General features: G+C 42.6%; 23 protein-coding genes. 21 read left to right on the top strand and 2 right to left on the bottom strand.

Annotated elements, in window-relative coordinates; translation table 11 throughout:
* The first annotated feature begins 185 nt into the window (after positions 1–185).
* The 9 genes from CTY48_RS15595 to CTY48_RS15555 all read left to right on the top strand — a co-directional run bounded on the left by CTY48_RS15595 (position 186) and on the right by CTY48_RS15555 (position 9,587).
* Positions 186–878, top strand: a complete 693-nt coding sequence (locus CTY48_RS15595) for a Crp/Fnr family transcriptional regulator (protein ID WP_180272752.1) — start codon at positions 186–188, stop codon at positions 876–878.
* Positions 879–989: 111 nt separating this feature from the next.
* Positions 990–1,757: a formate/nitrite transporter family protein gene (locus CTY48_RS15590; protein ID WP_099469377.1), complete on the top strand. Its 768-nt coding sequence runs from the start codon at positions 990–992 to the stop codon at positions 1,755–1,757.
* Positions 1,758–1,759: 2 nt separating this feature from the next.
* Positions 1,760–2,776, top strand: coding sequence for an anaerobic sulfite reductase subunit AsrA (gene asrA / locus CTY48_RS15585; RefSeq protein WP_099469376.1), 1,017 nt, complete (start codon positions 1,760–1,762; stop codon positions 2,774–2,776).
* On the top strand, positions 2,769–3,563 hold the full coding sequence (gene asrB, locus CTY48_RS15580) for an anaerobic sulfite reductase subunit AsrB (protein WP_099469375.1): 795 nt from the start codon (positions 2,769–2,771) through the stop codon (positions 3,561–3,563). Before asrA ends, asrB begins: the two co-directional genes overlap by 8 nt.
* Before the next feature lie 14 nt (positions 3,564–3,577).
* On the top strand, positions 3,578–4,543 hold the full coding sequence (gene asrC / locus CTY48_RS15575) for a sulfite reductase subunit C (protein WP_099469374.1): 966 nt from the start codon (positions 3,578–3,580) through the stop codon (positions 4,541–4,543).
* A gap of 104 nt (positions 4,544–4,647) precedes the next feature.
* Positions 4,648–5,772, top strand: a complete 1,125-nt coding sequence (locus tag CTY48_RS15570) for an ATP-binding protein (protein ID WP_099470196.1) — start codon at positions 4,648–4,650, stop codon at positions 5,770–5,772.
* 307 nt (positions 5,773–6,079) lie between these two features.
* Positions 6,080–6,853, top strand: coding sequence for a hypothetical protein (locus CTY48_RS15565; protein WP_099469373.1), 774 nt, complete (start codon positions 6,080–6,082; stop codon positions 6,851–6,853).
* Between the two features lie 476 nt (positions 6,854–7,329).
* Complete coding sequence (aspS, locus tag CTY48_RS15560; protein WP_099469372.1) at positions 7,330–9,078, top strand: aspartate--tRNA ligase; 1,749 nt, start codon at positions 7,330–7,332, stop codon at positions 9,076–9,078.
* A gap of 17 nt (positions 9,079–9,095) precedes the next feature.
* On the top strand, positions 9,096–9,587 hold the full coding sequence (locus CTY48_RS15555; RefSeq protein ID WP_099469371.1) for a prolyl-tRNA synthetase associated domain-containing protein: 492 nt from the start codon (positions 9,096–9,098) through the stop codon (positions 9,585–9,587).
* A gap of 109 nt (positions 9,588–9,696) precedes the next feature.
* Here the strand turns inward: CTY48_RS15555 and CTY48_RS15550 are convergent, their stop codons facing one another.
* Entirely contained in the window at positions 9,697–10,608 is a 912-nt protein-coding gene (locus tag CTY48_RS15550) for a LysR family transcriptional regulator (protein WP_099469370.1), read from the bottom strand.
* Between the two features lie 139 nt (positions 10,609–10,747).
* On the opposite strand from CTY48_RS15550, the gene CTY48_RS15545 reads away from it, so the two are divergent.
* From CTY48_RS15545 to CTY48_RS15505, 9 genes are all read left to right on the top strand, one after another.
* Positions 10,748–11,314, top strand: coding sequence for a UbiX family flavin prenyltransferase (locus tag CTY48_RS15545; RefSeq protein ID WP_099469369.1), 567 nt, complete (start codon positions 10,748–10,750; stop codon positions 11,312–11,314).
* The gene (gene lpdD / locus CTY48_RS15540) at positions 11,315–11,677 is read left to right on the top strand and encodes a prenylated flavin chaperone LpdD (protein WP_099469368.1); all 363 of its coding nucleotides are present in this window, start codon (positions 11,315–11,317) and stop codon (positions 11,675–11,677) included. It abuts the gene before it with no gap.
* 58 nt (positions 11,678–11,735) lie between these two features.
* The gene (locus tag CTY48_RS15535; protein WP_099469367.1) at positions 11,736–13,214 is read left to right on the top strand and encodes a UbiD family decarboxylase; all 1,479 of its coding nucleotides are present in this window, start codon (positions 11,736–11,738) and stop codon (positions 13,212–13,214) included.
* 17 nt (positions 13,215–13,231) lie between these two features.
* A complete protein-coding gene (locus CTY48_RS15530; protein ID WP_099469366.1) occupies positions 13,232–13,960 on the top strand; it encodes a DUF554 domain-containing protein in 729 nt (242 codons plus the stop codon).
* A gap of 140 nt (positions 13,961–14,100) precedes the next feature.
* Positions 14,101–14,784 carry a response regulator transcription factor gene (locus tag CTY48_RS15525; RefSeq protein ID WP_099469365.1) on the top strand — a complete coding sequence of 228 codons (684 nt, stop codon included), beginning with the start codon at positions 14,101–14,103 and terminating at the stop codon, positions 14,782–14,784.
* Positions 14,785–14,787: 3 nt separating this feature from the next.
* Positions 14,788–15,984: a sensor histidine kinase gene (locus CTY48_RS15520; RefSeq protein ID WP_099469364.1), complete on the top strand. Its 1,197-nt coding sequence runs from the start codon at positions 14,788–14,790 to the stop codon at positions 15,982–15,984.
* A gap of 145 nt (positions 15,985–16,129) precedes the next feature.
* Positions 16,130–18,100, top strand: coding sequence for a subtype A tannase (locus tag CTY48_RS15515; RefSeq protein ID WP_099469363.1), 1,971 nt, complete (start codon positions 16,130–16,132; stop codon positions 18,098–18,100).
* A 61-nt stretch (positions 18,101–18,161) separates the two neighbouring features.
* Positions 18,162–19,190, top strand: a complete 1,029-nt coding sequence (locus CTY48_RS15510) for a patatin-like phospholipase family protein (RefSeq protein WP_099469362.1) — start codon at positions 18,162–18,164, stop codon at positions 19,188–19,190.
* Between the two features lie 69 nt (positions 19,191–19,259).
* Complete coding sequence (locus tag CTY48_RS15505) at positions 19,260–20,270, top strand: asparaginase (RefSeq protein WP_099469361.1); 1,011 nt, start codon at positions 19,260–19,262, stop codon at positions 20,268–20,270.
* A 21-nt stretch (positions 20,271–20,291) separates the two neighbouring features.
* Here CTY48_RS15505 and CTY48_RS15500 read toward each other — a convergent pair whose 3' ends face one another.
* Positions 20,292–21,185, bottom strand: coding sequence for a metallophosphoesterase (locus CTY48_RS15500; protein ID WP_099469360.1), 894 nt, complete (start codon positions 21,183–21,185; stop codon positions 20,292–20,294).
* A gap of 204 nt (positions 21,186–21,389) precedes the next feature.
* On the opposite strand from CTY48_RS15500, the gene CTY48_RS15495 reads away from it, so the two are divergent.
* The 3 genes from CTY48_RS15495 (at position 21,390) to CTY48_RS15485 (ending at position 24,124) form a co-directional block, all read left to right on the top strand.
* The gene (locus tag CTY48_RS15495; RefSeq protein WP_236354973.1) at positions 21,390–22,220 is read left to right on the top strand and encodes a DUF368 domain-containing protein; all 831 of its coding nucleotides are present in this window, start codon (positions 21,390–21,392) and stop codon (positions 22,218–22,220) included.
* Between the two features lie 157 nt (positions 22,221–22,377).
* The gene (locus CTY48_RS15490) at positions 22,378–23,043 is read left to right on the top strand and encodes a cyclic nucleotide-binding domain-containing protein (protein ID WP_099469358.1); all 666 of its coding nucleotides are present in this window, start codon (positions 22,378–22,380) and stop codon (positions 23,041–23,043) included.
* 43 nt (positions 23,044–23,086) lie between these two features.
* Positions 23,087–24,124, top strand: a complete 1,038-nt coding sequence (locus CTY48_RS15485) for a LacI family DNA-binding transcriptional regulator (RefSeq protein ID WP_099469357.1) — start codon at positions 23,087–23,089, stop codon at positions 24,122–24,124.
* Positions 24,125–24,396: the final 272 nt, after the last annotated feature.

The following is a 24,396-nucleotide window of genomic DNA, read 5'->3' as shown; positions in this document are numbered from 1 at the left end:
AGGAAGGAGAAATCCTTCCTTTCTTATACCATAGGAAAGTTTTCCGAACTTCCTATGGTATAAAAAATTATTTATGCGCACCTCCCGGAGTGGAAGTTGTTGCTTCGCAACCCGCTTGGACGCGAAGTGTGAGCAAAGCTTACACTTTCTTGTGTACGGGGAAATTCTTTAAATAGGAGGTCATGATGACAATAAAAGAAGCTTGTACAATACCCAAAATATTACAATATGCCAATGCCTCCACAAAGGAAAGGCTGGTGACTTGTGCATCTCTTAAGACGTTTCAAAAGGGCGAGTTTATTTTTCAGGATAAGGAAAATGTAAGTCAGCTTTATTTTGTGATAAAGGGATATGTCTCGATTTTTAAAGTAAATAAGAAGCAGGATAAGAAAGCAATCTTCGTTTATGGGGAGGGGGAGATGCTGAATGAGGTCATCATTCAAGAGCCTGTTGCGTCGGTCAGCTGTGAGGCTTTGGGCGAGGTGATCATTTTGGTAATCCCAAGAGGTGTGTTTTTAGAGTTACTGGAGCAGGATTTTGGATTGACCAAGGCAATTCTAGGATCTTTGGCGGTAAAGGTAAGAAGGCTTTATCATCAGTTGGGAAATACATCCAATATGATGAACTTAGAGCGTCAGGTGGCGGCAAAGCTATGGCGGCTGGCGAAGGATTTCGGAGTTTCGGAAAAGGATGAAGTACAAATCAACTTTGATTTATCCATCACCTTTCTTGCCGATATGATTGGCTCAAAGCGGGAATCGGTCTCAAGGGCTGTGAAATGTTTATCAGAGAAAGGAATCATAAGAGCAGAAAGAAATCGATTTTATATTTGTGACATGGAACAGCTGATTGCAGTCGTTAAGAGTGAAAAAGCGTAATAGATCCGGATGAATAAGTTTGTAAAAAAATAAACAATCGTGATATTCATCACGGCATAGAAGGAAATTTTGTGTTACATTGTTAAAAAAGTGACAAGGAGGATTTCTTTTATGTTTCAAGAGGAGTATCAGATGGTGGCAAAGGCGGCATCAACCAAGGTATCGCTGCTGAAAAGAAATCCGATGGGCTATTTCCTGCTGTCAGCGTTGGCGGGTATGTACATCGGATTTGGTATTTTACTGATTTTTAGTATCGGAGGTATGCTGAGCGGACTGCCTTTTGCCAAAATTATTATGGGGGCGGCGTTTGGAATTGCCCTCAGTCTGGTGGTAATTGCGGGGGCTGAACTATTTACCGGAAATAACATGGTGATGATTGCCGGTGTCATGAAAAAAACAGTTAATGTGGGGGATACAATAAAGCTATGGGTGGTGTGCTTTATTGGTAATTTTGCAGGTTCTATTCTTTTGGCGATTTTGTTTCGATATGCCGGATTGGCAGAGGGGGCAGTCGGAGAGTTTATAGCAAGCACTTCAGCAGCGAAGATGAGTATTCCCTTTATTCCGCTGTTGCTTCGGGGAATTTTGTGTAACACGCTTGTCTGCCTTGGTGTTTGGTGTGGTATGAAGTGTAAATCAGAGAGCGGTAAGCTTATCATGATTTTCTGGTGTCTGTTTGCTTTTATTACAACAGGATTTGAGCATAGTATTGCGAATATGACGCTGCTCACAATTTCTTTATTAAAGCCATACGATCAGGCAATCAGTCTTGGCGGATATTTTTACAATATTTTCACCGTAACACTCGGAAATATGATAGGCGGCATCTTGTTTGTGGCAATTCCTTATTATGTTGCCTCAAAAAATAAGGAGGCATAAGGATGGGTTACGAATTAAGAAACGAAGAGCTAAACGAAATGCTTGCTCAGCTTAAGAAGGAATATCTGATTTATGCACCCAAATACTTCAAAGGCGGCGGAAGATTTTCAGACACGGACAGTGTGAGATACGGTGAAGTGAGTACGGCAGACGAGATTGTGTTTGATAAAAAAGCAGAATATTCCTTTAAGGAAGTGCTTCTTCCTATCTCCCAGACCTTATTCTATTTTACGGAGGATGAGGTTAAGGAGGCGGATGCGCCGAAAAAGGGAGCGATTGTATTTCTTAGAAGCTGTGACCTTCACGGGGTAAAGCGGTTAGATGAAATGTATTTAAACAACGGACCAAGTGACCACTATTACAAGAGACTTCGAGAAAACGTGATATTTGTCCTGATGGGCTGTGAAAAATCCTTTGATTCCTGCTTTTGTGTGGATATGGGGACCAATATTTCCGATAATTATGATATGAGCATTGATCGATGTGAAAATGGTTATCAACTGGACTGCAAATCACCGAAGTTTGAAGAGGCGCTGAAAAAATATGCAGTGAGAGAAAAGAAAGTGACTTCTGCGGCTGTCACTGAGACAAAGACAAGGGTGAATATCCCTGCCAACCTAAGCTATCAGATAGCAAACGCAAGTTTGTGGCGAGAATATGATTCAAGATGCATCAACTGCGGCAGATGTAACTTTGTCTGTCCGACTTGTACCTGTTTCACGATGCAGGATATTTTCTATACCGATAATGGAAGAGCCGGGGAGAGAAGAAGAGTGTGGGCTTCCTGTATGGTGGATGGCTATACGGATGTTGCAGGCGGTGGAAATTACCGCTCTAAAAACGGTGACCGCATGCGCTTTAAAGTTCTTCATAAGGTGCTGGATTACAAAGAAAGAAACGGCTATCACATGTGTGTGGGATGTGGGCGATGTGATGATATATGTCCCGAATACATTTCCTTCTCAAACTGTATTAACAAGTTGGAAAACGGAATGAAGGAGGTTCTGGCAAATGAGTAAGAATGAATATATCCCGTTTTTGTCTGAAATCGTTGAAGTAATTAAGCACACAGACATAGAATACACCTTTCGTATGACATACGAGGGAGAGGTAAAGCCTGGACAATTTTTTGAGGTCTCCATTCCAAAGTATGGGGAAGCTCCTATTTCCGTGAGTGGAATTGAGGAGGGAATTGTGGATTTAACCATTCGCCGTGTGGGAAAGGTGACAAACGAAATATTTGAGCAATACGTGGGCGATAAATTGTTCCTGCGCGGACCGTACGGAAACGGCTTTGATGTAAATTTATATAAAGGAAACGAGATTGTTGTCGTGGCAGGCGGAACCGGTGTGTCACCTGTGCGAGGTGTGATTGATTATTTTGCAAAAAATACCGCTGAACGAAAAGATATGACGATAATTACAGGCTTTAAATCTGAGGAGGACATTTTGTTTCGAAAAGATTTTGAGCTTTGGAGAGAAAAAATGAATGTGACGCTCACACTTGACAGTGGTGAGGAGACGAAACTTCACAAAATTGGGCTTGTCACAAAATATATTCCCGAATTGAAGCTTTCCGATGTAAAAAAAGCGGTAGCAATCGTGGTTGGGCCTCCTGCAATGATGCATTTTTCAGTGAAGGGACTTCTCGAAATCGGCTTTGAGGAAGAAAATATCTGGATTTCACAGGAGAGAAAGATGTGCTGCGGAATTGGAAAATGCGGGCACTGCAAGATCGGAAATCAATATGTCTGTCTGGACGGGCCTGTTTTTAACTACGTTCAGGGTAAAGAACTGGTTGACTAAGGAGGTAGGAAAATATGGATATGAACACAAAAAAATTAAAAAAGAATGCGTTTCGTGTCTCCAAGGAGCGCGGGATTACTGCCTCCAGAATCAGAGTGCCGGGCGGACGAATGGACGCAAAATATCTGTCCATGATTCAGCATATCGCAGATACCTACGGAAACGGAACAATTCATATAACAGTGCGTCAGGGCTTTGAAATATTGGGTATCCCATTTGAGAAAATCGATGAGGTGAATGAGCTTTTACAGCCGATTATTGAGGGAATGGGCATCAACCAGACGGCAGAGGGAGAAGGCTACAGCGCTTCCGGAACGAGAAACATAACTGCCTGCGTGGGAAACAGCGTCTGTCCTTATGCGTGCTATGAGACAACAGCGTTTGCAAAGAAAATGGAGAAAGCGATTTTTCCGAATGATTTGCACTTTAAGATTGCTTTTACCGGCTGCTCAAACGACTGTGCCAAGGTGAGGATGCATGATTTTGGTATTCTCGGAATGACGGTGCCTCAGTTTGAACCGGAGAGATGTATCAGCTGCCAAGCCTGTGTCAAGGCATGTGCGAAGAAGTCGGTGGGTGCGTTGCAGTTTGTAAATTACAGACCGCAGAGAGATGAACATAAATGCATCGGCTGTGGTGAATGTGTACTTAGCTGTCCCAATATGGCATGGACAAGAAGTGAAAAAAAGTATTACAGGCTTACACTTTTAGGCAGAACAGGAAAGAAAAATCCCCGTTTGGGCGAGGATTTTATCAAATGGGCGGACGAGGAGAGCATTATCAAAATTGTGAAAAACACATACGATTATGTGAAGAAATACATTGACCCGGATGCACCCGGCGGCAAGGAACATATCGGCTATATTGTGGACAGAACCGGATTTGAGGAATTTAAGAAGTGGGCACTCAAGGATGTAGAACTGCCTGAGATTGCAGAGGTAACCGAACGTATTTACTGGGGTGGCGTCACCTATAAATAAAATGTAATTGCTTTCGCTGCAAAATGCTAGTATAATCAATCCGGATATATCAACAGCAAACGTGGAGTGATAAAGTGAAAACATTAAATATAACAGTGGAACAGATGAAACAATTACAATCCGAGGAATATGATTTGATTGACATGCGAGACAGCGTCGCCTACCAGCATGGTTTTATACCGGGGGCGGTGAACATAAGTGAGGACAAGCTTATGGAAAGCATGGACAGCCTTCCGAGGGATAAAAAGATTATTCTTTACTGCATGAAGGGCATCATAAGTGAGGACGCGGCAAGGGAACTTACAGAGAAGGGCTACGAAGCCTACAATCTGGAGGGCGGCTACGGAAGGTGGCTGATTGAAAGCTTTAAGGAAGAAAAACGCTACGAGGAAATAGAGCGAAGCATCCAGAAGAAGTTTCATAAGGAGATTATGAGCAGGTTCACAAAGGCTGTGAAGGAATACGAGCTGGTACAGGAAGGCGATAAAATAGCAGTCTGTATTTCGGGTGGTAAGGATTCCATGCTTATGGCAAAGCTGTTTCAGGAACTGAAGCGCTATCGAAAGGTGAACTTTGAGGTGGTATTTCTCGTTATGGACCCGGGCTATAATGAGACAAACAGACAGGTCATTGAGAAAAATGCGAAGCTTTTAAATATACCGATTACGGTATTCGAGAGTGATATATTTGAGGCGGTATACGAGGTTGAAAAATCTCCGTGTTATTTGTGCGCCAGAATGAGAAGAGGTCACCTTTACAGTAAGGCGAAGGAGCTTGGCTGCAACAAGATTGCACTGGGACACCATTATGATGACGTCATTGAGACGATACTTATGGGAATGCTGTACGGCGCGCAGATTCAGACGATGATGCCGAAGCTTCACAGCACGAATTTTGAAGGCATGGAGCTGATACGTCCGATGTATCTGATACGCGAGGAGGACATCAAGAGCTGGAGAGACTACAACAACTTGCGTTTTATTCAATGTGCCTGCCGCTTCACTGATGACTGCACCGCCTGCCGGGTGGACGGAAGTGCGGTTTCCAAGCGAACAGAGATTAAGGATTTGATTGCCAGTCTCAAGAAAACCAATCCGTACATTGAGGCCAATATTTTCCGCAGCGTGGAAAATGTTAATTTAAGTACGGTAATTGCTTATAAAAAGCAGGGAGAGAAGCATCACTTTTTAGAAGAGTATGACAATAACAGTTCAGCCATGCAGAAATGATTCGGCAAAATGACCGTGAGTGTTTACACTCTAAGGACGTTTTGTAGAATCATTTCTATAGGGCGGACGCCCTACATGAATAATGTGCCAATTATGAAGTAAAATACTTGGAATATTTGTATATTTCGGCACATTATGAATGGTATGGCTGAACCGTGAAGAGGAGAACGAATAGTTCTTCTCTTTTTTGCAAAACATTCACAAAATGTTCACAAAATATTGACATAATATTCCAAATCTAATACAATATTTTTTGTAACTATTTATAAATAAAAATTAATATTTATTACGAGAGGGAGAATAAGATATGAAGATTACAAAAAGAATTTTTGCCGCTTTCCTTGCGTTGACGCTTGCATTAGGATTATTCCTAGTTCCTGCTAATCAGGTGGAGGCAACAGGTAAGGTAGCAGTACCATCAAAAGTTAGGGTTATGCCAAATATTTCAGACACTGTAAGTTTTGATTTACCTGCATATGGCTACTCAATTAAAAACTTAAAGTCAAGTAGTAAGAATTTAAAGGCAAAACAGACATATCAATATAATTCATTTGATGCAGAAGAAAAAGAGAATGAAAGTAGTGCGACTATTACTATGTATGCATCAAAGGAAGGAACATATAAAGTAAGCTTTGATATTTACAATGCAAGCGGAGTAAAAGAAAGTTCAAAAAAGATTACGGTATATGCAAAGAGCGATCTTCCTATGAAGAGCTTAAAGCTGGGAAATAAAAATTATCTTAGCGAGACTGATTTGAATTCAAGATTATTGACTGCTAAATCAGGTAAAGTAAGTATAAGTATGGCAAAAGGCTATAAGTTAAAAAAGCTTGAGTATGGCGTATATAATAAAGCGAAAGACGACGTAGTTTATACAACCATCAAGAATAAGAAAAAAATAACATTTGGAACAGAAGTAAGTTCTTCTAACTATAGCTATACATCCTCTTATAGAGATTATAAATACAATTACTGGAGAAATCCGGCATTGGCTTATACTTATATAAGAGTTACATACACGGATAAGTACACAAAAACCGAGCAGGTTTCAACTTATTCATTCTACAAATGGGTGAACTAGACCAAATTAAAAACTTAAACTGAGCTCCGGAACTCTGCTATAATAGCCGTTGACAACTTACGACCGTTATTATATAATTTGAAGATATAGCGATGACGAAGAGAAGTAGCATAAATTATCGTTTTCAGTGAGTGGAGGACAGTGCGAACTCCATAAAATGAATTTATGCGAATAACACTTTACCAGCTGCAATCTGAACATTTGAGGTGCTTGCAGAAGAACCGCAATCAGTAGGTGCGCCGTTAGCTGTGCGACAACAGCAGGGTTTATGATTGAACCGATGAGTGACTGTATAACAGTAAATCAGGTGGTACCGCGGACATAACATGTTCGTCCTGAACGATTAATTCGTTTAGGATGGACATTTTTTTGTATCTATGGAAGATTTTTGAATTTTCTATGATATAAAACGACTGATGCGCATTAGGCGCAAAATGTGCCAAGGCACACTTATAATATATATTGGAGGAAAATTTATGAACACATCAAACACTTATCGTAACAAAACAATGAACAACATTGGAGAGGGCGACATCGGACAGACCTTGAAGATTGCAGGCTGGGTAGAAAATATCCGTGACCACGGCGGTGTATCCTTTATTGATTTAAGGGATATGTACGGGGTAATGCAGGTTGTTATGCGTGATACAAATCTTTTGGACGGAATTAGCAAAGAGGACTGTATCAGTATAGAAGGACCGGTTCAGCATCGTGATGAGGAGACCTTCAATCCGAAGATTCCGACCGGAACAATTGAGTTAGAGGCGACTACCGTGGAAGTGCTCGGAAAAGTGTACAAACAGCTTCCGTTTGAGATTGCAAGTTCAAAGGAAATCCGTGAGGACTTGCGCTTAAAGCACCGTTATTTGGATCTTCGTAACAAGAAGGTGAAGGATAATATTATTTTCCGTTCCGAGGTAATCAGCTTTTTAAGACAGAAAATGACAGACATGGAATTTTTGGAAATTCAGACGCCGATTCTTTGCGCTTCCTCACCGGAAGGAGCAAGAGATTATATTGTGCCGTCCCGTAAATTCAAAGGAAAATTTTATGCATTGCCTCAGGCACCACAGCAGTATAAGCAGCTTCTTATGGTATCCGGGTTTGACAAGTATTTCCAGATAGCTCCATGTTTCCGTGACGAGGATGCGAGAGCAGACCGTTCACCGGGCGAGTTCTATCAGTTGGACTTTGAGATGAGCTTTGCGACACAGGAAGATGTTTTCCGTGCAGGCGAGGAAGTGCTGACAGCAACGTTTGAAAAATTTGCGCCGGAAGGCTTTGAAGTGACAAAGGCACCATATCCGATTATCAGCTACAAGCAGGCTATGCTTGAGTACGGTACAGATAAACCAGACCTTCGTAACCCGCTTAAAATTGTAGATGTGACGGAATTTTTCCAGAACTGTACCTTTACACCGTTCCACGGTAAGACCGTGCGTGCAATCAAGATTCATGGAAAGCAGTCCAAAGGCTTCCACGAAAAGCTTCTGAAATTTGCAACCTCCATCGGAATGGGCGGTTTAGGTTATCTGGAAGTTTTAGAGGATATGAGCTACAAGGGACCGATTGACAAATTTATTCCGGATGACAGAAAGAGTGAGATTGCGCAGATAGCAGGCTTGGAAGCAGAAGATACGATTTTCTTTATCGCTGACAAGGAGGACCGTGCGGCACATTATGCAGGGCAGCTTCGTACAGAACTTGCAGAGCGTTTGGATATATTGGAGAAGAATGCATACCGCTTCTGCTTCGTAAATGACTTCCCGATGTTTGAGTATGACAAGGAAGCAAAGCAGATTATCTTTACCCATAATCCTTTCTCCATGCCGCAGGGAGGACTTGAGGCGTTAAATACAAAAGACCCGCTTGATATTCTGGCTTACCAGTATGATATCGTGTGCAACGGCGTGGAATTATCCTCCGGTGCCGTGAGAAACCACAACCTGGATATCATGGTAAAGGCATTTGAGATTGCCGGCTATACAGAGGAAGATTTAAAGGATAAGTTCGGTGCACTTTACAATGCATTCCAGTTTGGAGCTCCGCCTCATGCAGGAATGGCACCGGGTGTTGACCGTATGATTATGCTTCTTAGAAATGAAGAGAATATCCGTGAGATTATTCCGTTCCCGATGAACGGAAATGCACAGGATTTGATGTGCGGAGCACCGAACGAGGTATCCGAAATGCAGCTTCGTGAGGTTCACATCAAAATAAGGTAACTTATCAGGAGGCAAAATTGAGTAAAAAAGAAAAGGTTTATGCATATTTGGATGAACTTCATATTTCCTATAAGGTTTCGGAACATCCTCCTATTTTTACGATAGAGGAGCTAGAGGAATTTGATATTCCCCACAAGGATAAGATAGCAAAGAACCTGTTTCTTAGAAATGACAACGGGAAAAAACACTATCTTATCACCTTGCGTCAGGACAAGCAGGTGGACTTAAAGGACCTGAAAGATAGAATTGGAAGCTCCCGCTTAAGCTTTGCTTCGGAGGAGAGGCTGATGCGGCAGCTGGGACTTTCCAAAGGCTCCGTGACACCTCTTGGTGTGATAAACAATGAGGATAACAGCGTGGAGGTCTGGTTTGATAAAGACTTGATTGACGAGCCGGTTATCGGTGTTCATCCGAATGAGAATGATGCAACGGTGTGGCTTAGCTATGCGGAGTTAAAGCGCGTAGTTGAGCACCGCGGAAATTTTTTTGGAACTGCATATATCCGATAAGAGGAAGCGACGGGCAATATGGCTCACCAATAAAAAAGCGGAGTTAAAATGTAATTTGAACATTTTAACTTCGCTTTTTATTTATGCGCACGAATGCAAGTGGAAGATGTCACGACTTGTCCGCTTTGTTCTCATGTACATGACTCAGCAGATGCGACAAATACTTCCAGAAGTAATTGGAAGCAGCAGACGGTTTCTGGTGCTTAGAACGGATGAAAGCAAGCTCGCTCTTTAACGTAATATCTAAAGGTACAACGGAAATTCCCGGTACATTCAATGCACGAATCGCATTTCCCATCATGAGAGAAACTCCCATCCCGTTTGAAACAAAATCTAATATATTGTCTATATGAGTTCCGGTATAGTTGAGCTTTGGCTTGAAGCCTGCTTTGTTGCAGAGGAAATAAAACTGGTTGATAAGCTGTGTGCTCTGATCCAGTTGATAAAAGCTCTCCTCCTTTAGCTCTGTAAGAGAGATTTTTTCTCTGTCAGAGAGAGGATGGGTGATTGGAAGCACCGCGGCAAACTCATCATATCCGGCTGTAATTTTTTCATAGTGATTGGAATTGAGATCAAATATGCGGACAAACGCAATATCATAGGTGCCTAAATCCAGTTCTTTTAAAAGATAAATACTCTCCACCTCTGTTACATCCAGCAAAATATCAGGATAATTTTGGTGAAACTTGGATATCAGTCCTGCAACCTTATAATTTCGCATCACCGGAATAGTACCGATTTTTAGGATGGAATGATTTGGATTTTGGAACGGAATCAATGCCGCCTGAAATTCTTCATAATCAGATAAAATCTTTTCTGCGTAAGGCAGCAAAGCCTTCCCCGCAGGAGTCAATGCTATTTTCCTGTGTTCGCGGGAAAATAGAAGGGTATCCAGTTCTTTTTCCAAGGCGATTATCTGCTTGGAAATGTTCCCTTGCGTCGTAAAAAACTGTTCTGCCGTCTCTGTATAATTCAATGTTTTTGACAAATCTAAAAAGTATTTCAAACGATCTATATTCATAATCTGACAAGAAGCCCCCTTTTAAACTATTCTATTATGGAATAGTATAGCACAAAAAGTGAATTGATTGCACTGTATTTTAATTATAAAATGGTTACAGTTTAGACAGGCCAAAATAGAAAAAATGTGAGGTGTCGTATTGAAAGACAGAATAATCGTGGGAGTCAGCGGGGCTTCCGGCATTGTACTGGCAATGGAGCTGCTTCGGCAGTTAAAAAATCAAGATGCAGTGGAGACACATCTGGTTTACTCCAAGGCAGCAGAGCTGACGTTAAAATGTGAGACAGGCTATAATCTGCAGCAGCTTTGTGAACTGGCGGATGTGGTTTATAACAATGAAAATATCGGTGCTTCGATAGCAAGCGGAAGCTTTAAGACAAAAGGGATGGTTATCCTTCCTTGCAGTATGAAAAGTGTTGCGGGAATTGCCAGTGGTTACAGCGATAATTTATTGCTTCGCGCGGCGGATGTTGTGCTGAAGGAGCGGCGAAAACTTGTACTTGGCGTGAGAGAGAGTCCGTTTTCCACGCTCCACCTTGAGAATATGCAAAAGCTAAGCAGTATGGGAGCCGTTATTATGCCCCTCGTTTTAAGCTTTTATAATGAGCCGGACGGACTGGAGGCTTGCTCCAAGCACCTTGTTGCAAAAATTTTAGACCAATTTGATATAGAAGGAGAGTCCTTCAAGAGGTGGGAGGGCGTTTGAATGAAACAGTACATCGTAAAAAAAGAGATATATGGGCATAAGGTTGAAGCCATTATCACAAAAATGCCAAAGGACGTACACATTTTATTAATAGGCGGAGAACTTGCCCACACCGGCGCCGTCAGTGTTTTTAAGAACGGAGACGAGGAAGTATATACAGAGCTTCGGGGGCATAAGGAAGGCAGCATCAGCAGCAAATGGGCGAAGGAATTGTCTGCACTGTTTCTGTGCAGGGTAACGGTTGTGTGCGGCATCCATTATGACAATGCAACCAAGGAAATGATACAGGAAATTGTGAAAAGAACCGATGAAATGCTGCTGGAGGTAAAGCAGAATTACAGTTTGGCATTTCAACCCGAATAAACACGGTAACCATGCTATTTGATTACATAGATGAAAAAGAAGGAAAGAAGGTAAAAATATGTCAGAGAACAAAGTAAATGATTTACGCTCTGCATTAGAGCTGTTAAAGACTCTGCCGGGTCAGTTGGTAGAAACAGATGTTTTGGTAGATCCGATGGGTGAATTATCAGGAGTATATCGCCATGTTGGGGCGGGCGGAACAGTGATGAGACCGACCAAGGAAGGTCCTGCTATGATTTTTAACAATGTAAAAGGTCATGAAGGAGCAAGAGTTGCAATCGGCTTGCTTGCAAGCAGAGACAGAGTAGGACATCTGTTAAACTGCGATCCGAAGAAGCTTGGATTTTTATTAAAGGATTCCGTTGCAAATCCGATTCCTCCGGTTGTAATACCAAATGAAGAGGCAAAATGTCAGGAGGTTGTACATTTGGCAACCGAGGAAGGCTTTGATATCCGCAAGTTAGTTCCGGCACCGACAAACACTTTGGAGGATGCGGGTCCATATATCACACTCGGAATGTGCTATGCTTCCAATCCGGATACCAAAGAATCTGACGTTACCATTCACCGCATGTGCTTCCAGTCAAAAGATGAGATTTCTATCTTTTTACAGCCGGGTGCACGCCATATCGGCTATTTTAGAGAGCTTGCAGAGGCAAAAGGTGAGGCGCTTCCGATTTCCATCAGTATCGGTGTAGACCCTGCGATTGAGATTGCTTCTTGCTTTGAGCCGCCTACAACACCGCTAGGCTATGATGAATTGCAGGCAGCAGGCGCAATTCGTAACAAACCGGTTGAGTTGGTTCCATGTTTGACAATTAATGAGAGAGCAATTGCCAATGCAGAATATGTAATTGAAGGTGAAATTCTTCCGAATAAGCGCATCAGAGAGGATATCAACTCCAACACAGGAAAGGCAATGCCGGAGTTCCCGGGGTATTGTGGACCTGCAAATCCGGAATTACCGATTATCAAGGTAAAAGCCGTAACAACACGTACCAATCCGATTATGCAGACCTGCATCGGACCAAGCGAAGAACATGTTTCTATGGCTGGTATTCCGACAGAGGCAAGCATTCTTGGCTTAGTAGACAAGGCAATGCCGGGCAAGCTGCAAAACGTATACTGCGCATCCTCAGGAGGCGGAAAATATATTGCGATTATGCAGTTCAAGAAATCGGTTCCTTCGGATGAGGGACGTCAAAGACAGGCAGCGCTGCTGGCATTCAGTGCTTTTGCAGAGCTAAAGCACGTGTTTATTGTAGATGAAGATGTAGACTGTTTTGATATGAAGGATGTTATGTGGGCGATGACAACACGCTTCCAAGCGAACATTGATATGATTCCAATTCCGGGTGTACAGTGTCATCCTCTTGATCCGTCAAACCAGCCGTCTTATTCCGAAACAATAAGGGCGAGAGGTGTAGCTTGTAAGGCAATTTTTGACTGCACGGTACCGTTTGACCAAAAGGCTCACTTTGAGAGAGCGCAATTTATGGAGGTTGATCCGAAAAATTGGCTTCCGGATTTATTTTAGACAGAGGAGAAAAAACTATGCCAGTTGGAGTAATTATTAATGCATTATCTGTTGTATTTGGCGGAATTGCCGGAGCACTTGTAGGAAAAAAGCTGACCCCCGAATTTAAAGCAAGTATCACCCTTATCTTTGGTGTTTGCTCGATGGGAATGGGTATCAGCTCCATCGGATTAATGAAATATATGCCGGCGGTAATCTTTGCAATTGTAATCGGAACGGGGCTTGGACTTGCCTTTCATCTTGGAAAGTGGATTAATAAAGGGGCAGAGCAAATGCAAAAGCCCATTGCAAAATTATTTAAAGGTCAAAAATCTGATATGTCTCAGGAAGAATTTTTGTCAACTCTGGTAACTATTATTGTCCTGTTTTGTGCCAGCGGAACCGGTATCTATGGCTCTTTGGATGCCGGAATGACAGGAGACAGTACGATTTTGATTTCAAAATCCATATTAGATTTCTTTACAGCAGCTATCTTTGCTTGTAATTTAGGTTTGGTTGTATCTGTCGTGGCAATTCCTCAGTTTATTATTTTCTTCCTGCTTTTTATGGGAGCAAAATTTATTTTCCCTCTGACAACACCGGATATGATTGCGGACTTCAAAGCTTGCGGAGGTTTCCTGATGCTTGCAACAGGATTTAGAATGGTAAAGCTGAAGGACTTCCCGATTGCGGATATGATTCCTGCGATGATACTAGTCATGCCGCTAAGCTGGTTTTGGGTGAACTGTATTTTGCCGTTGCTGTAAGGTAGAGAGAAAATGAGGTCTTGGAGTGTTATCAGAAGTTAATAAAAGATCCGGGAAGGTAACGATGAAAGTCGTTGCCTTTTTGGAGTTTTGCGGATATAGTAAAAAATAGAGGGAGTGTAAAAATTTGGAGGTAGTAAATGAGAATACTTGTAATAGAAGATGAATATAAACTGGCAGATTTGATACGCGATTATCTGGAAAAAGAGAAATATGCGGTCGATATCGCCTTAGACGGAGAAGATGGACTTTTTCGTGCCGAGGCGGAAATATATGATGTAATTATATTGGATATTATGCTTCCTAAGATGGACGGCTTTGAAGTGCTTCGGCGTATACGAATGAAAGACAGCAAGGTGGCAATTTTAATACTCACGGCAAAATCAGAGCTTGAGGACAAGCTGCAAGGGCTTGACATGGGAGCGGATGATTATATGGCAAAGCCGTTTGAGATAAAGGAGCTGGCAGCGAGACTTCGCGTGCTGCTAAGACGGATGAAAAAGCTGGAAGACGATGTGCTCATCTATCACGATTTGCGGCTTGACTGCAATCAGTACAAGCTCTCCTGCAATCGGACCAATGAGGAGGTTGTGCTTGGAAGTAAGGAATATTTGCTGATGGAATATCTAATCACCAATGAGAGCCAGATTTTATCCAAGGAGCAGATAACGGATAAGATATGGGGTTATAACAACAGCGTGGAATACAATAATGCCGAAGTTTATGTCTCCTTCTTACGAAAAAAGCTGTGCTTTATCCATTCCGAGGTAAAGATTAAAACGATGAGAGGACTTGGCTACTGTCTGGCTGCCAATAAAAATTAGAGTATGGTAAAACGATTTAAGAAAAAAACAGCGATTATTCTGACTATCATTTTCTGGCTTATCCTGCTTGGAATTCTTTTGACGGTCAATCTGGTAAACAGCCGCTCGAACTATAAGGAAACAGGGAGATTGCTGGAAATCCAGGAAAACATTCTGTATATCAGAGGGGAGGAGGTAACGCCGCCCCAAAATAGTGAGAGAGAAGTCTCTAAAATATATTCTGTCTCCATTGGCGAAAATGGGGAGGGGACGGTTGTGTTCGCCCATGAGGGCAGCACTTACAGTGATGAAACGCTGATTCAAACCGCAAAACATATACGATCGAGAAATAAAACAGAGGGTGTTTTTGAACGCTTTCGGTATCGGCTTATGGAGGAAGAGGGGGAGCAGATTGTTTCCTTTTTGGATTATAGTCTGTGGCAAAACCAACAGCAGCGCTTAGTGTTATATTCAACCTTAATTGGTGTAGTTGGCATGATTATTTTGTTTATTGCAACAATTTTTCTGACGGAATGGCTGACCAAGCCGATTATTACGGCTCTAAACAAGCAGAAGCAGTTTATTTCCGATGCCGGGCATGAATTAAAAACGCCGCTCACTGTCATGAAGGCAAGTCTTGAAATGCTGGAAAATGAGCAGAGAAGCAGCAAGTATCTGGGATATGTAAAAGAGGAAAATGTGCGCATGACCGGGCTTGTGCACGAGATGCTCTCTTTATCGTCTGTGGAACGAGAGGAAAATATAGAAAAGATAAGGCTGTCGCTTGGAAGAGTTGTGGAGGGAACGGTGCTGCCTTTTGAAAGCCTTGCCTATGAGCAGGGGCTTACACTCGAGCTAATCGGTATGGAGGAAGTTTATGTCCTTGGTAACGAATTGCAGCTTAAGCAGCTCATTGAGGTGCTGATTGACAATGCAATTAAGCATACTTATCCACAGGGTAAGATTTTGGTTGAGCTTAAGAAGGAAAAGGGAAAAGCGGTGCTGGATGTAAAAAATCAAGGTGATAAAATTGAGGAGGAAGAGCGGGAGAAAATATTTGACCGCTTTTACCGGATTGACAAGGCGCGTGGACGACAGGAAGGAAGATATGGGCTGGGGCTCTCGATTGCCAGCTCCATTGTGCGGCAGCATAAGGGAAAAATTGCGGTAAAATGTGAGGACGGCTGGACGATATTTAGCGTGAAGCTCCCACTTATGTAGCTTTTTCCTTTGTTAAAGTTTTGTGAATTCTCGTTATTTCAAGCTTTATTCAAGGTTTCGGCGATATAGTGAAAAAGTAATTGAAAGATACACAGGTGAATCTGCAAATGGATTCACTTGTCAGGAATAACGAGGAGGTTATTGAATGAAACGATTTAAAAGGACAGTGGCGCTTGCCTTAATTACAGCGATGACGGCAACTTCCCTGAGTGCGTGCGGCTCGACGGATGCTTCTGAGACAGGCACGACTACCAAGGAAACGACTTCGAATGCCGAAGCAGAGCAGACAGCGGCGACAGAGGAGACAGGAACCAACAGCATAGACCTATCCCTGTTAAGCGACTATAAGCAAGATAACGCGGCATTAACCATTGATAACAGCAAGTGGAATTATGACAGTGACAATGATGTCTATTGGCAGATTGGTGTCGTTTATTGTGCAACGCCTGAGACAACAGATTATGAGACAATGGGAATTTATGTTCCGGGTGCCTACATGACGGCTACCGATAACGGAGACGGAACCTATACATGTGTGGCGAACACAGAAGGCAGCGTGCAGGGCTATACAGCGGAGACCGCACCGATTGTATTTCCGGTAAATACGGCAGGCTATTCTGCACAGGCAGCACCTACGTCATACAGCTATGACAGCATTTCTGAGTATCTGGAGGCAGGCTTTGTATATGTATATGCGGGCATGAGAGGAAGAGATAACGGATATGATGACAGCAACAATTTAACTTACAGCGGCGGCGCTCCATGGGGAGTAACGGACTTAAAGGCGGCAGTGCGTTACTATCGCTATAACCAAGGCACCTTACCGGGAGATACAGACAGTATTTTTACCTTCGGACATAGCGGAGGCGGTGCTCAGAGTACATTGATGGGTGCAACGGGAGACAGCAGCCTGTACTATGAATATCTGACTTCGATTGGGGCGGCAATGTTTGATGAGGATAACAACTATGTGAGCGACGCGATTAACGGAGCGATGGCTTGGTGTCCGATTACGAGCTTGGATTATGCGGATGAGGCATATGAGTGGAACATGGGACAGTTTGCGACAACGAATACCCGTGCAGAGGATACATGGACTTCAGCGTTATCCGAGGATTTGGCAAATGCATTTGCGGTTTATTTGAATGCTTTAGGCTTAACCGATGAAAACGGTACGGTTCTAACACTTGAGGAGTCCGAGGACGGAGCCTATTTATCAGGCACCTACTATGACTATATGGTATCAGAGGTAGAGCGTTCCCTGAATAACTTTTTAAGTGATACGACCTTCCCTTACACACCGAGCAGCAGCTTTATGAACGATGGCGGTTTTGGCGGTGCAGGCGGAGGTATGCCGGAAGGCGGAATGCCGGAGGGCGGTTTCCCAGAGGGAGAGATGCCGGAAGGAGCTATGCCGGAGGGCGGTGCCGGTGAAGGCAAGATGATGGGGAATGGTGGTGAGCAGAGCTCAGAAGAATCAACCACCTATGAAACTGTTCAGGACTACATCGATTCCTTAAATGCCGAGGAAGAGTGGATAGAATATGATGCAAGCACAAACACTGCGAAAATCTCCAGTCTTGCGGCATTTGCAACCTACTGCAAAACAGCGACCAAATCCGTCGGAGCATTTGATGATTTGGAACGCAGCCAGGCAGAAAATAATCTGTTCGGAAATGATGAGAGTGATTCCTTGCATTTTGACTCTGTTTTAGCAAATCTTTTAGAGACAAATGCGGATGAATATGCACAGTACTCTGATTGGGACAGCTCAATCGCAGAAGCTTACAGTAACGACTTGCAGGCGATAGATAAACTTGGAAGCACAATCGAGGAGAGGCTGAATATGTATAATCCGATGTACTATTTAAGCAGCTACTATGATGGATACGGTACTTCAACAGTGGCATCTCACTGGAGAATCCGCACCGGTATCGAGCAGGGTGATACAGCGCTGACGGTTGAGACAAATCTTGCGCTTGCTCTTGAGCAGTATGACGGTGTCGAGGACGTTGATTTTGAGACGGTATGGGCACAGGGACATACAACGGCAGAACGTACCGGAGACAGCTCAACCAACTTTATTGAATGGGTCAACGAGTGTGTAGCAGAATAGAAAAATGAATCAATAGTAACACCAAGAATCACTCCCGCATATACTAAGCGGGGGTGATTTTTTGAATAAACGCGTTAACGGAGTGTTTGAGGGTGGCGGCGTGCGCGGTATCGGGCATGTGGGAGCGGCCTGTGTCTTTGAGCAGAAGGGCTATGAATTTATCAATGTGGCGGGCTCATCGGCAGGAGCCATTGTAGCGGCACTTTTGGCAGCAGGCTACAAATGCGAAGAAATCAGAAAAGAAATGCAGACTGTCAATTATTTAAAGTTCAAGCAGACCTCCTTTGTGGATAGACTGGGCACGCCTGGCAAGGTAATCAGTATTCTGCGCTATTATGGAATATACAGCGCCGATTACTTCGAGGAATGGCTTACCGGGCTCTTGAAAAAGAAAGGGAAGGTCACGTTTGGAGATATCAAAACCGATTATCACCCATGCGGGGAGACGCCTTATCGTTTGCAAATTACGGCTTCTGATTTAACAGACAAACGGCTTTTAATTTTGCCGAATGATTTAAAAGATTTTTGCATTGAGCCGGATTCCTTTCCGATTGCGAAAGCGGTTCGAATGAGCATGAGTATACCGATTTTTTACGAGCCTTACCGACTGACCGGCTGTGATGGAAGAGTGCATTACATAGTGGACGGAGGACTTTTGAGCAATTACCCGATCTGGATATTTGACAAGACGAAATCCTACCCTCAGTGCTCTACAGTTGGCTTTAAATTCGTCGGCAGTACCGCTAAGGGAAACGAGGCGGACGAGAAAAATAGTAAGATGAACATTATGGAATATATTATGTCTTTGGTTTCCACTGCACTAAATGCAAAGGATAAGCAGTATATTTCTGCTTCGCGCGGAGATTTTCAAAGAACTGTCACAATTCCTACAACAATTGAAATAGATGGAAAAGAAAAAAATATTGGCGCAACAGATTTTGGAATCACGAAGGAGGAGAGCGAGGCGCTATTTTACAATGGGGTAGATGCCGCCAGAAAGTTTTTGGAGGCATGGAATTATGAGGAGTGGAAAAAGAATTATCAGGGCATTTACACGAAAGGTGGTATTAAGCTTCAGAATTACAATTGACTTGTCCTTTGTTATCAGTTAAATTAGTAATAGGAAATTAAAAAGGCTGTAAAGCAGAGGATGAAAGCGATGAAAAAAATATTGTTATTAGCAACAGGAGGCACAATTGCCTCATCCGATACAGGGGAAGGCTTAAGCCCCTCCATAGATGTGGAACAAATGATGTCCTATGTGCCTGAGATGAAGGAGCACTGTGATTTATCCGGCATATCGATTATGAGCGTGGACAGCACAAACATGAGTCCGAAGCGCATGGCAAAGATTGCAGAGGCATTGAAGGAGCACTATGAGGAATATGACGGCTTTGTCATCACACACGGAACAGACACGATGGGATATAGTGCCGCTGCCCTGTCCTATATGCTTCAAAATGTGAATAAGCCGGTTGTGGTTACCGGCTCGCAAAAGGCAATTGAAGAGCCGGATACCGATGCGGTGAAAAATCTGTCTGATGCCCTGCGTTTTGCGTGTGAGGATGTAAAAGGAGTGTTTGTGGCGTTTGACGGTAAAATAATAAACGGCACCCATGCGGTGAAGCAAAAGACAAGAAGTGCAGATTCGTTTGAGAGCGTAAATTTCCCTTATGTTGCCATCATAGAGCAGGAAAAGGTTACCTATAACAGCGACCTTGACAAGAAGAACATTTTGAAAAACCAGAATGAGCAAGCAGGACTGAAAATAAAGACTGATTTATGCGAAAAGATTTTTATACTGAAAATCTTTCCAGGAATGAGCCCGGAGATTTTCGAGTGTATTCAGAAAAATTATAGGGGTGTTATCATTGAAAGCTTTGGAATTGGCGGAATTCCTCACGAGGAATACGATATTGTTTTTGAGCTGTCAAAGCTTTCTGATGCGGGAGTGGCGGTTGTCGTGACGACTCAGTGCATGTATGAGGGGATTGATTTGGGCATATATGCAGTGGGACAAAAGCTTGCAAAGCAGGATGTGATTTGTGCCGGCGATATGACGACAGAAGCCCTCACCATGAAGCTGATGTGGGCACTGTCAAATTGTGCGGATAAGGAAGAACTAAAGAGATTTATGGAAACACCTTATTTTGAAGACAGAAGCTATTAAAAGAACCGCGAAAACTGCATTTTATTGAAAATGATATGTTTTGATTGGCTCGGGACCGCGGATTACATAGCGCTCGATATGAAGGCTGCCCTTTGTGTCCGCACGGACCCGCCAGTCAACCATCATAATTTTATTGCCCACCAGTTCGATACCCGTGATGCCTTTTGAATGAATACAGCATCCGGAATTGAAATATGGTAGGGCATTTTTTTTCGGAAAACGCGGTCTGTGCGTATGTCCGCATATAAGCATAACCTTGTGCTTTCGAATCCATTCTTTGTAGGTTCGCTCTACCTTATGCCTTGTAAATTGGTTTCTGGCAGGGCTTGCCGGATTGTGGAAGCCTACTACGTGCAGATACCGCCAAAAATACCGCAGTGTGAGCATGGAGATACGCCATAGCTGATCATTCATCAGATCTCCCTGATGCCCGTGAACGACAAATATTTCTTGCTTTGTAGTTTTGTTTTTCAGGATGAGTGCTTCGTGTACAACGATTCCGGTCAGAAGCCGTCTTTTATTGCGGTTGTACTCGTCACGGTAATAATAGTAGTATTTTTTCACAAACGCCTTATTTTTCAGAAAGATATTGTGGTTTCCGTATAAAAGGATAAGCCGCCCTGCATCGAAAAATTTCTTGATTTCAAGAAAAATATCCTGATGTGCCAGGCGAATCGATTTGAAATCAGGATATTCCCACAGCTCATCGCCGTCTCCGACCTCCACATAGGTATAGTCATGGTTGTAGTAGTAATTCAAGGCGTGAAGAAGGATATTCTGGTTCCTTGCAAACTCGTCGGAGACACTGTCGTCTCCTCTGTGACAATCGCTGAAAAAAATATATTTGGAATTTTTGTCAAAATATCGAACGGTGGCGTTTTGGTAAGCTTTTGATAGACGTTTATCTGTAAACATATTGACTCCTTACTGTCTGTGATGAATAGACTGTGTGATACATTTATTGTAACCATCATTTCTTACAAAATTCTTTAGATATGCTTCGTTTGTTGCTATTTTTTTAGGCATATGATAAAATAGGCAATATTTGTATAAAGGAGAAAGATAGAACTTAAGTATTAGATATTAAGTATATCGTATAGAAGAATGAAGAATACTTTAATGATTATGTTGAAAGGCTTTATTATCGGTTCCTCGATGAGTGTTCCCGGTGTAAGCGGAGGTACGATGGCAATTTTGCTTGGGATTTATGACAAGCTCATCAGTGCTATCAGTAACTTTTTAAAGGATATAAAGGGACACACGATATTTCTTGTGAAATTCTGTCTCGGTGCAGGTATCGGGATTTGCTCTCTCGCGTTTGTAATCCAGTGGCTGCTGGAAAAGTTCCCGTTCATGGTATCCTTTTTCTTTTTAGGAGCTGTAGTCGGAGGAATACCGGCACTCTACCAGAAGACGAAGGAGAGAAGCTGGGGAGTTTCCTCGGTTGTTTATTTTCTTTTGGGACTGATTATTGTTGTTTCCATCGGGTTTATACCGACCGGCAATCTGGACATTGCCTCAGGTTCGGGTATCGGTCACTACGTGATGATTTTGGTGACGGGTATCATTATAGCTCTGGCGCTTGTACTGCCGGGAATCAGCACATCCCATATGCTGCTGGTGCTTGGTATGTATGATACCATGCTGCTTGCAATCACCGAATTCAATGTGATATACATCGGTGTTCTCGGCATTTCCACCCTGATTGGGGTATTTTTGATTACGAAACCGCTTGAATTTGTAATGAATAAATTTCCGCACCAAACCTATTGTATGATAATTGGTTTTGTGCTTGGCTCAACCAGCGAAATATTCAGTGAAAAGATACTTCCGGCAATCCCGGCAGAGCCTTCCGTATCTTGGTGGATACCGTCCGTTTTGATGGCGGCGGCGGCACTTGTACTCGGCGGTATTGCCATTATGTCGTTGTCTAAGTTTTCGGATGATTAAGTAAATTTAGTGAACTATTTTTATAATAATACCCCTGCACGATATTGCAGGGGTGTTTGTGTATAATGTGAAGTGGAAAAATATTGTAGTTTGGATTATAATAGTAATAGATATCTCATTGATAAGGGATAAATAATAAATAAGGCTGGGTGGACGAATGAAGAGACTAACGAAAACAGAAAAAGAGCAGCTGCTTTCACAGTACATCTATACCGGATATGTGGAGGGGTTCGAGGCAGTTTTGGAAAACATGGAGGCGCAGATATATGACTCAAATGAGAAAATTGCCGATTTTAGCAGCTATGGAGAGTATCTTTCTTTTATTTTGAAGGGAAAAGCAAAGATCTATGGAACATGCAAAGAAGGAGAAAGTGTATTGCAGCACTTTCTGCAAAGAGGAGATTTTATTGGAGAAATGGTCTTGCTTGAAGCGGAGGAGGAAAAGAAGGAAGTTATATCCATCGATGAATGCATCTGCATATCTTTGCCGATGAGGGAAGCGAAGGATATTCTTTTGAAGGATAGCATTTTCCTTTTACAGCTGAATAAGTATCTGGCAGAAAAAATGCTAAACGGAATGGAACGATTTATTCAGAATCCGAATTACGAACTGCGAAACAGGCTGGCAGGCTATATGCTTTTGTCAGCTTGCGACGGAATTTACCAAGAGGTACATGCTGAGACAGCAGGATTTTTGGGGACGAGCTATCGCCATTTGCTCTTTACCTTGAAGAAGCTTTATGAAGAAGGATATATTCAAAAAATCGGGCGAGGTTACCGGATTAATACAAAAAAATTAGAGACTCTGGTTGAGGTGCTTTAAGCCGAGAAATGGAATTTATAAAAAATAAGGAAGGAATGGGAAGATGGCAACAATCAAGGAAATTGCAAGAGCCTGTAATGTATCGGTGGCAACGGTATCCAATATTCTAAACGGCAAACCGGGCGCAAGCGAAAAGACGCGCAAGCTTGTGGAAAAAGCCGTAAAGGAGCTAGATTACACTCCAAATTATGTGGCAAAGCATCTCAAAATGAAAAACACCAGGAGCATCGGGGTAATTGCAGAAGATATGACCATTTTCAGCATACCGGATATTATTGACGGAATTACGGAGCACTGCGAGGAGGAGGATTATCAGATATTATTGACCAATTTGCGCCTCTACAAAAAATACGATGACCGGTATTATAACCGTGATGACTATTACGAACTGGTGCGAAAGGAAATCAGAAAGCTGATGGCAAAGCAGGTGGAGGGTATCATCTATGTGGCGGCACATGAGCGCGTCATTCAATGTATCCCAGATAATCTTTCCATTCCTGCTGTCATGGCATATGGTTATACAAACAGCACAAAGGTTCCGTCCGTTGTTGTGGATGAAGTGCACGGAGCTTATCAGATGGTGCAATATCTGATTGAGAACGGACATAAAAAAATTGGTTTAATTATGGGAAAAAAGGATAGCCTCCATGCACAAGAACGCTTGAAAGGTTACCAGAAGGCATTGTTTGACAATCAGCTTCTATATGACCCTGAGCTTGTATACGACGGTGACTGGAAGAGAGGCGCGGGCTATCGGGTTACAGATGAGCTTTTGGATAAAAAGGCAACAGCAATCTTTTGCATGAATGATATTATGGCGGGCGGAGTGTATGACAGGCTGGAGGAGCTTGGGCTTCAGGTCGGAAAGGATCTCTCGGTGGTTGGATATGATAACCGGGAGGTTTCCAGCTATTATCAGCCGCCTCTTACGACGAATAACCTTCCGCTTCACGACATCGGATACCGCGCCAGCGAGCTGATGATTGAGATGCTGGAAGGAATTGAATTTCCCAAGGATGAAGAGTTGATTTATCCGGTCGAAGGAGAAAGAGTGATACGAAAATCGGTAAAATCGATATAACTTGCGTTCGGGTGCACCATATTTTTATATCATAGAAAAGTTGGAGAAACTTCCCTATGATAAAACAAAAGAGGATTAATAATCTATTAATCCCTTTTTTTATAGCGAAAAATAGTGTTTTGTGCCTAATTGGTAAAAGTGCACTTATTAAACGTTTCAAAAAATAAGAAATATAGTTAAAAATACTTTACAACGGATTGGAATTATGGTATAACGGTATTAATAAATATAATAATAACTAAAAAGACACAAAAAAACATAAAATATAAGAG

It is taken from the genome of Konateibacter massiliensis, from assembly GCF_900184995.1.
Taxonomy (GTDB): Bacteria; Bacillota; Clostridia; order Lachnospirales; family Lachnospiraceae; genus Lachnotalea; species Lachnotalea massiliensis.
This window is presented reverse-complemented; position numbering and strand designations above follow the sequence as displayed.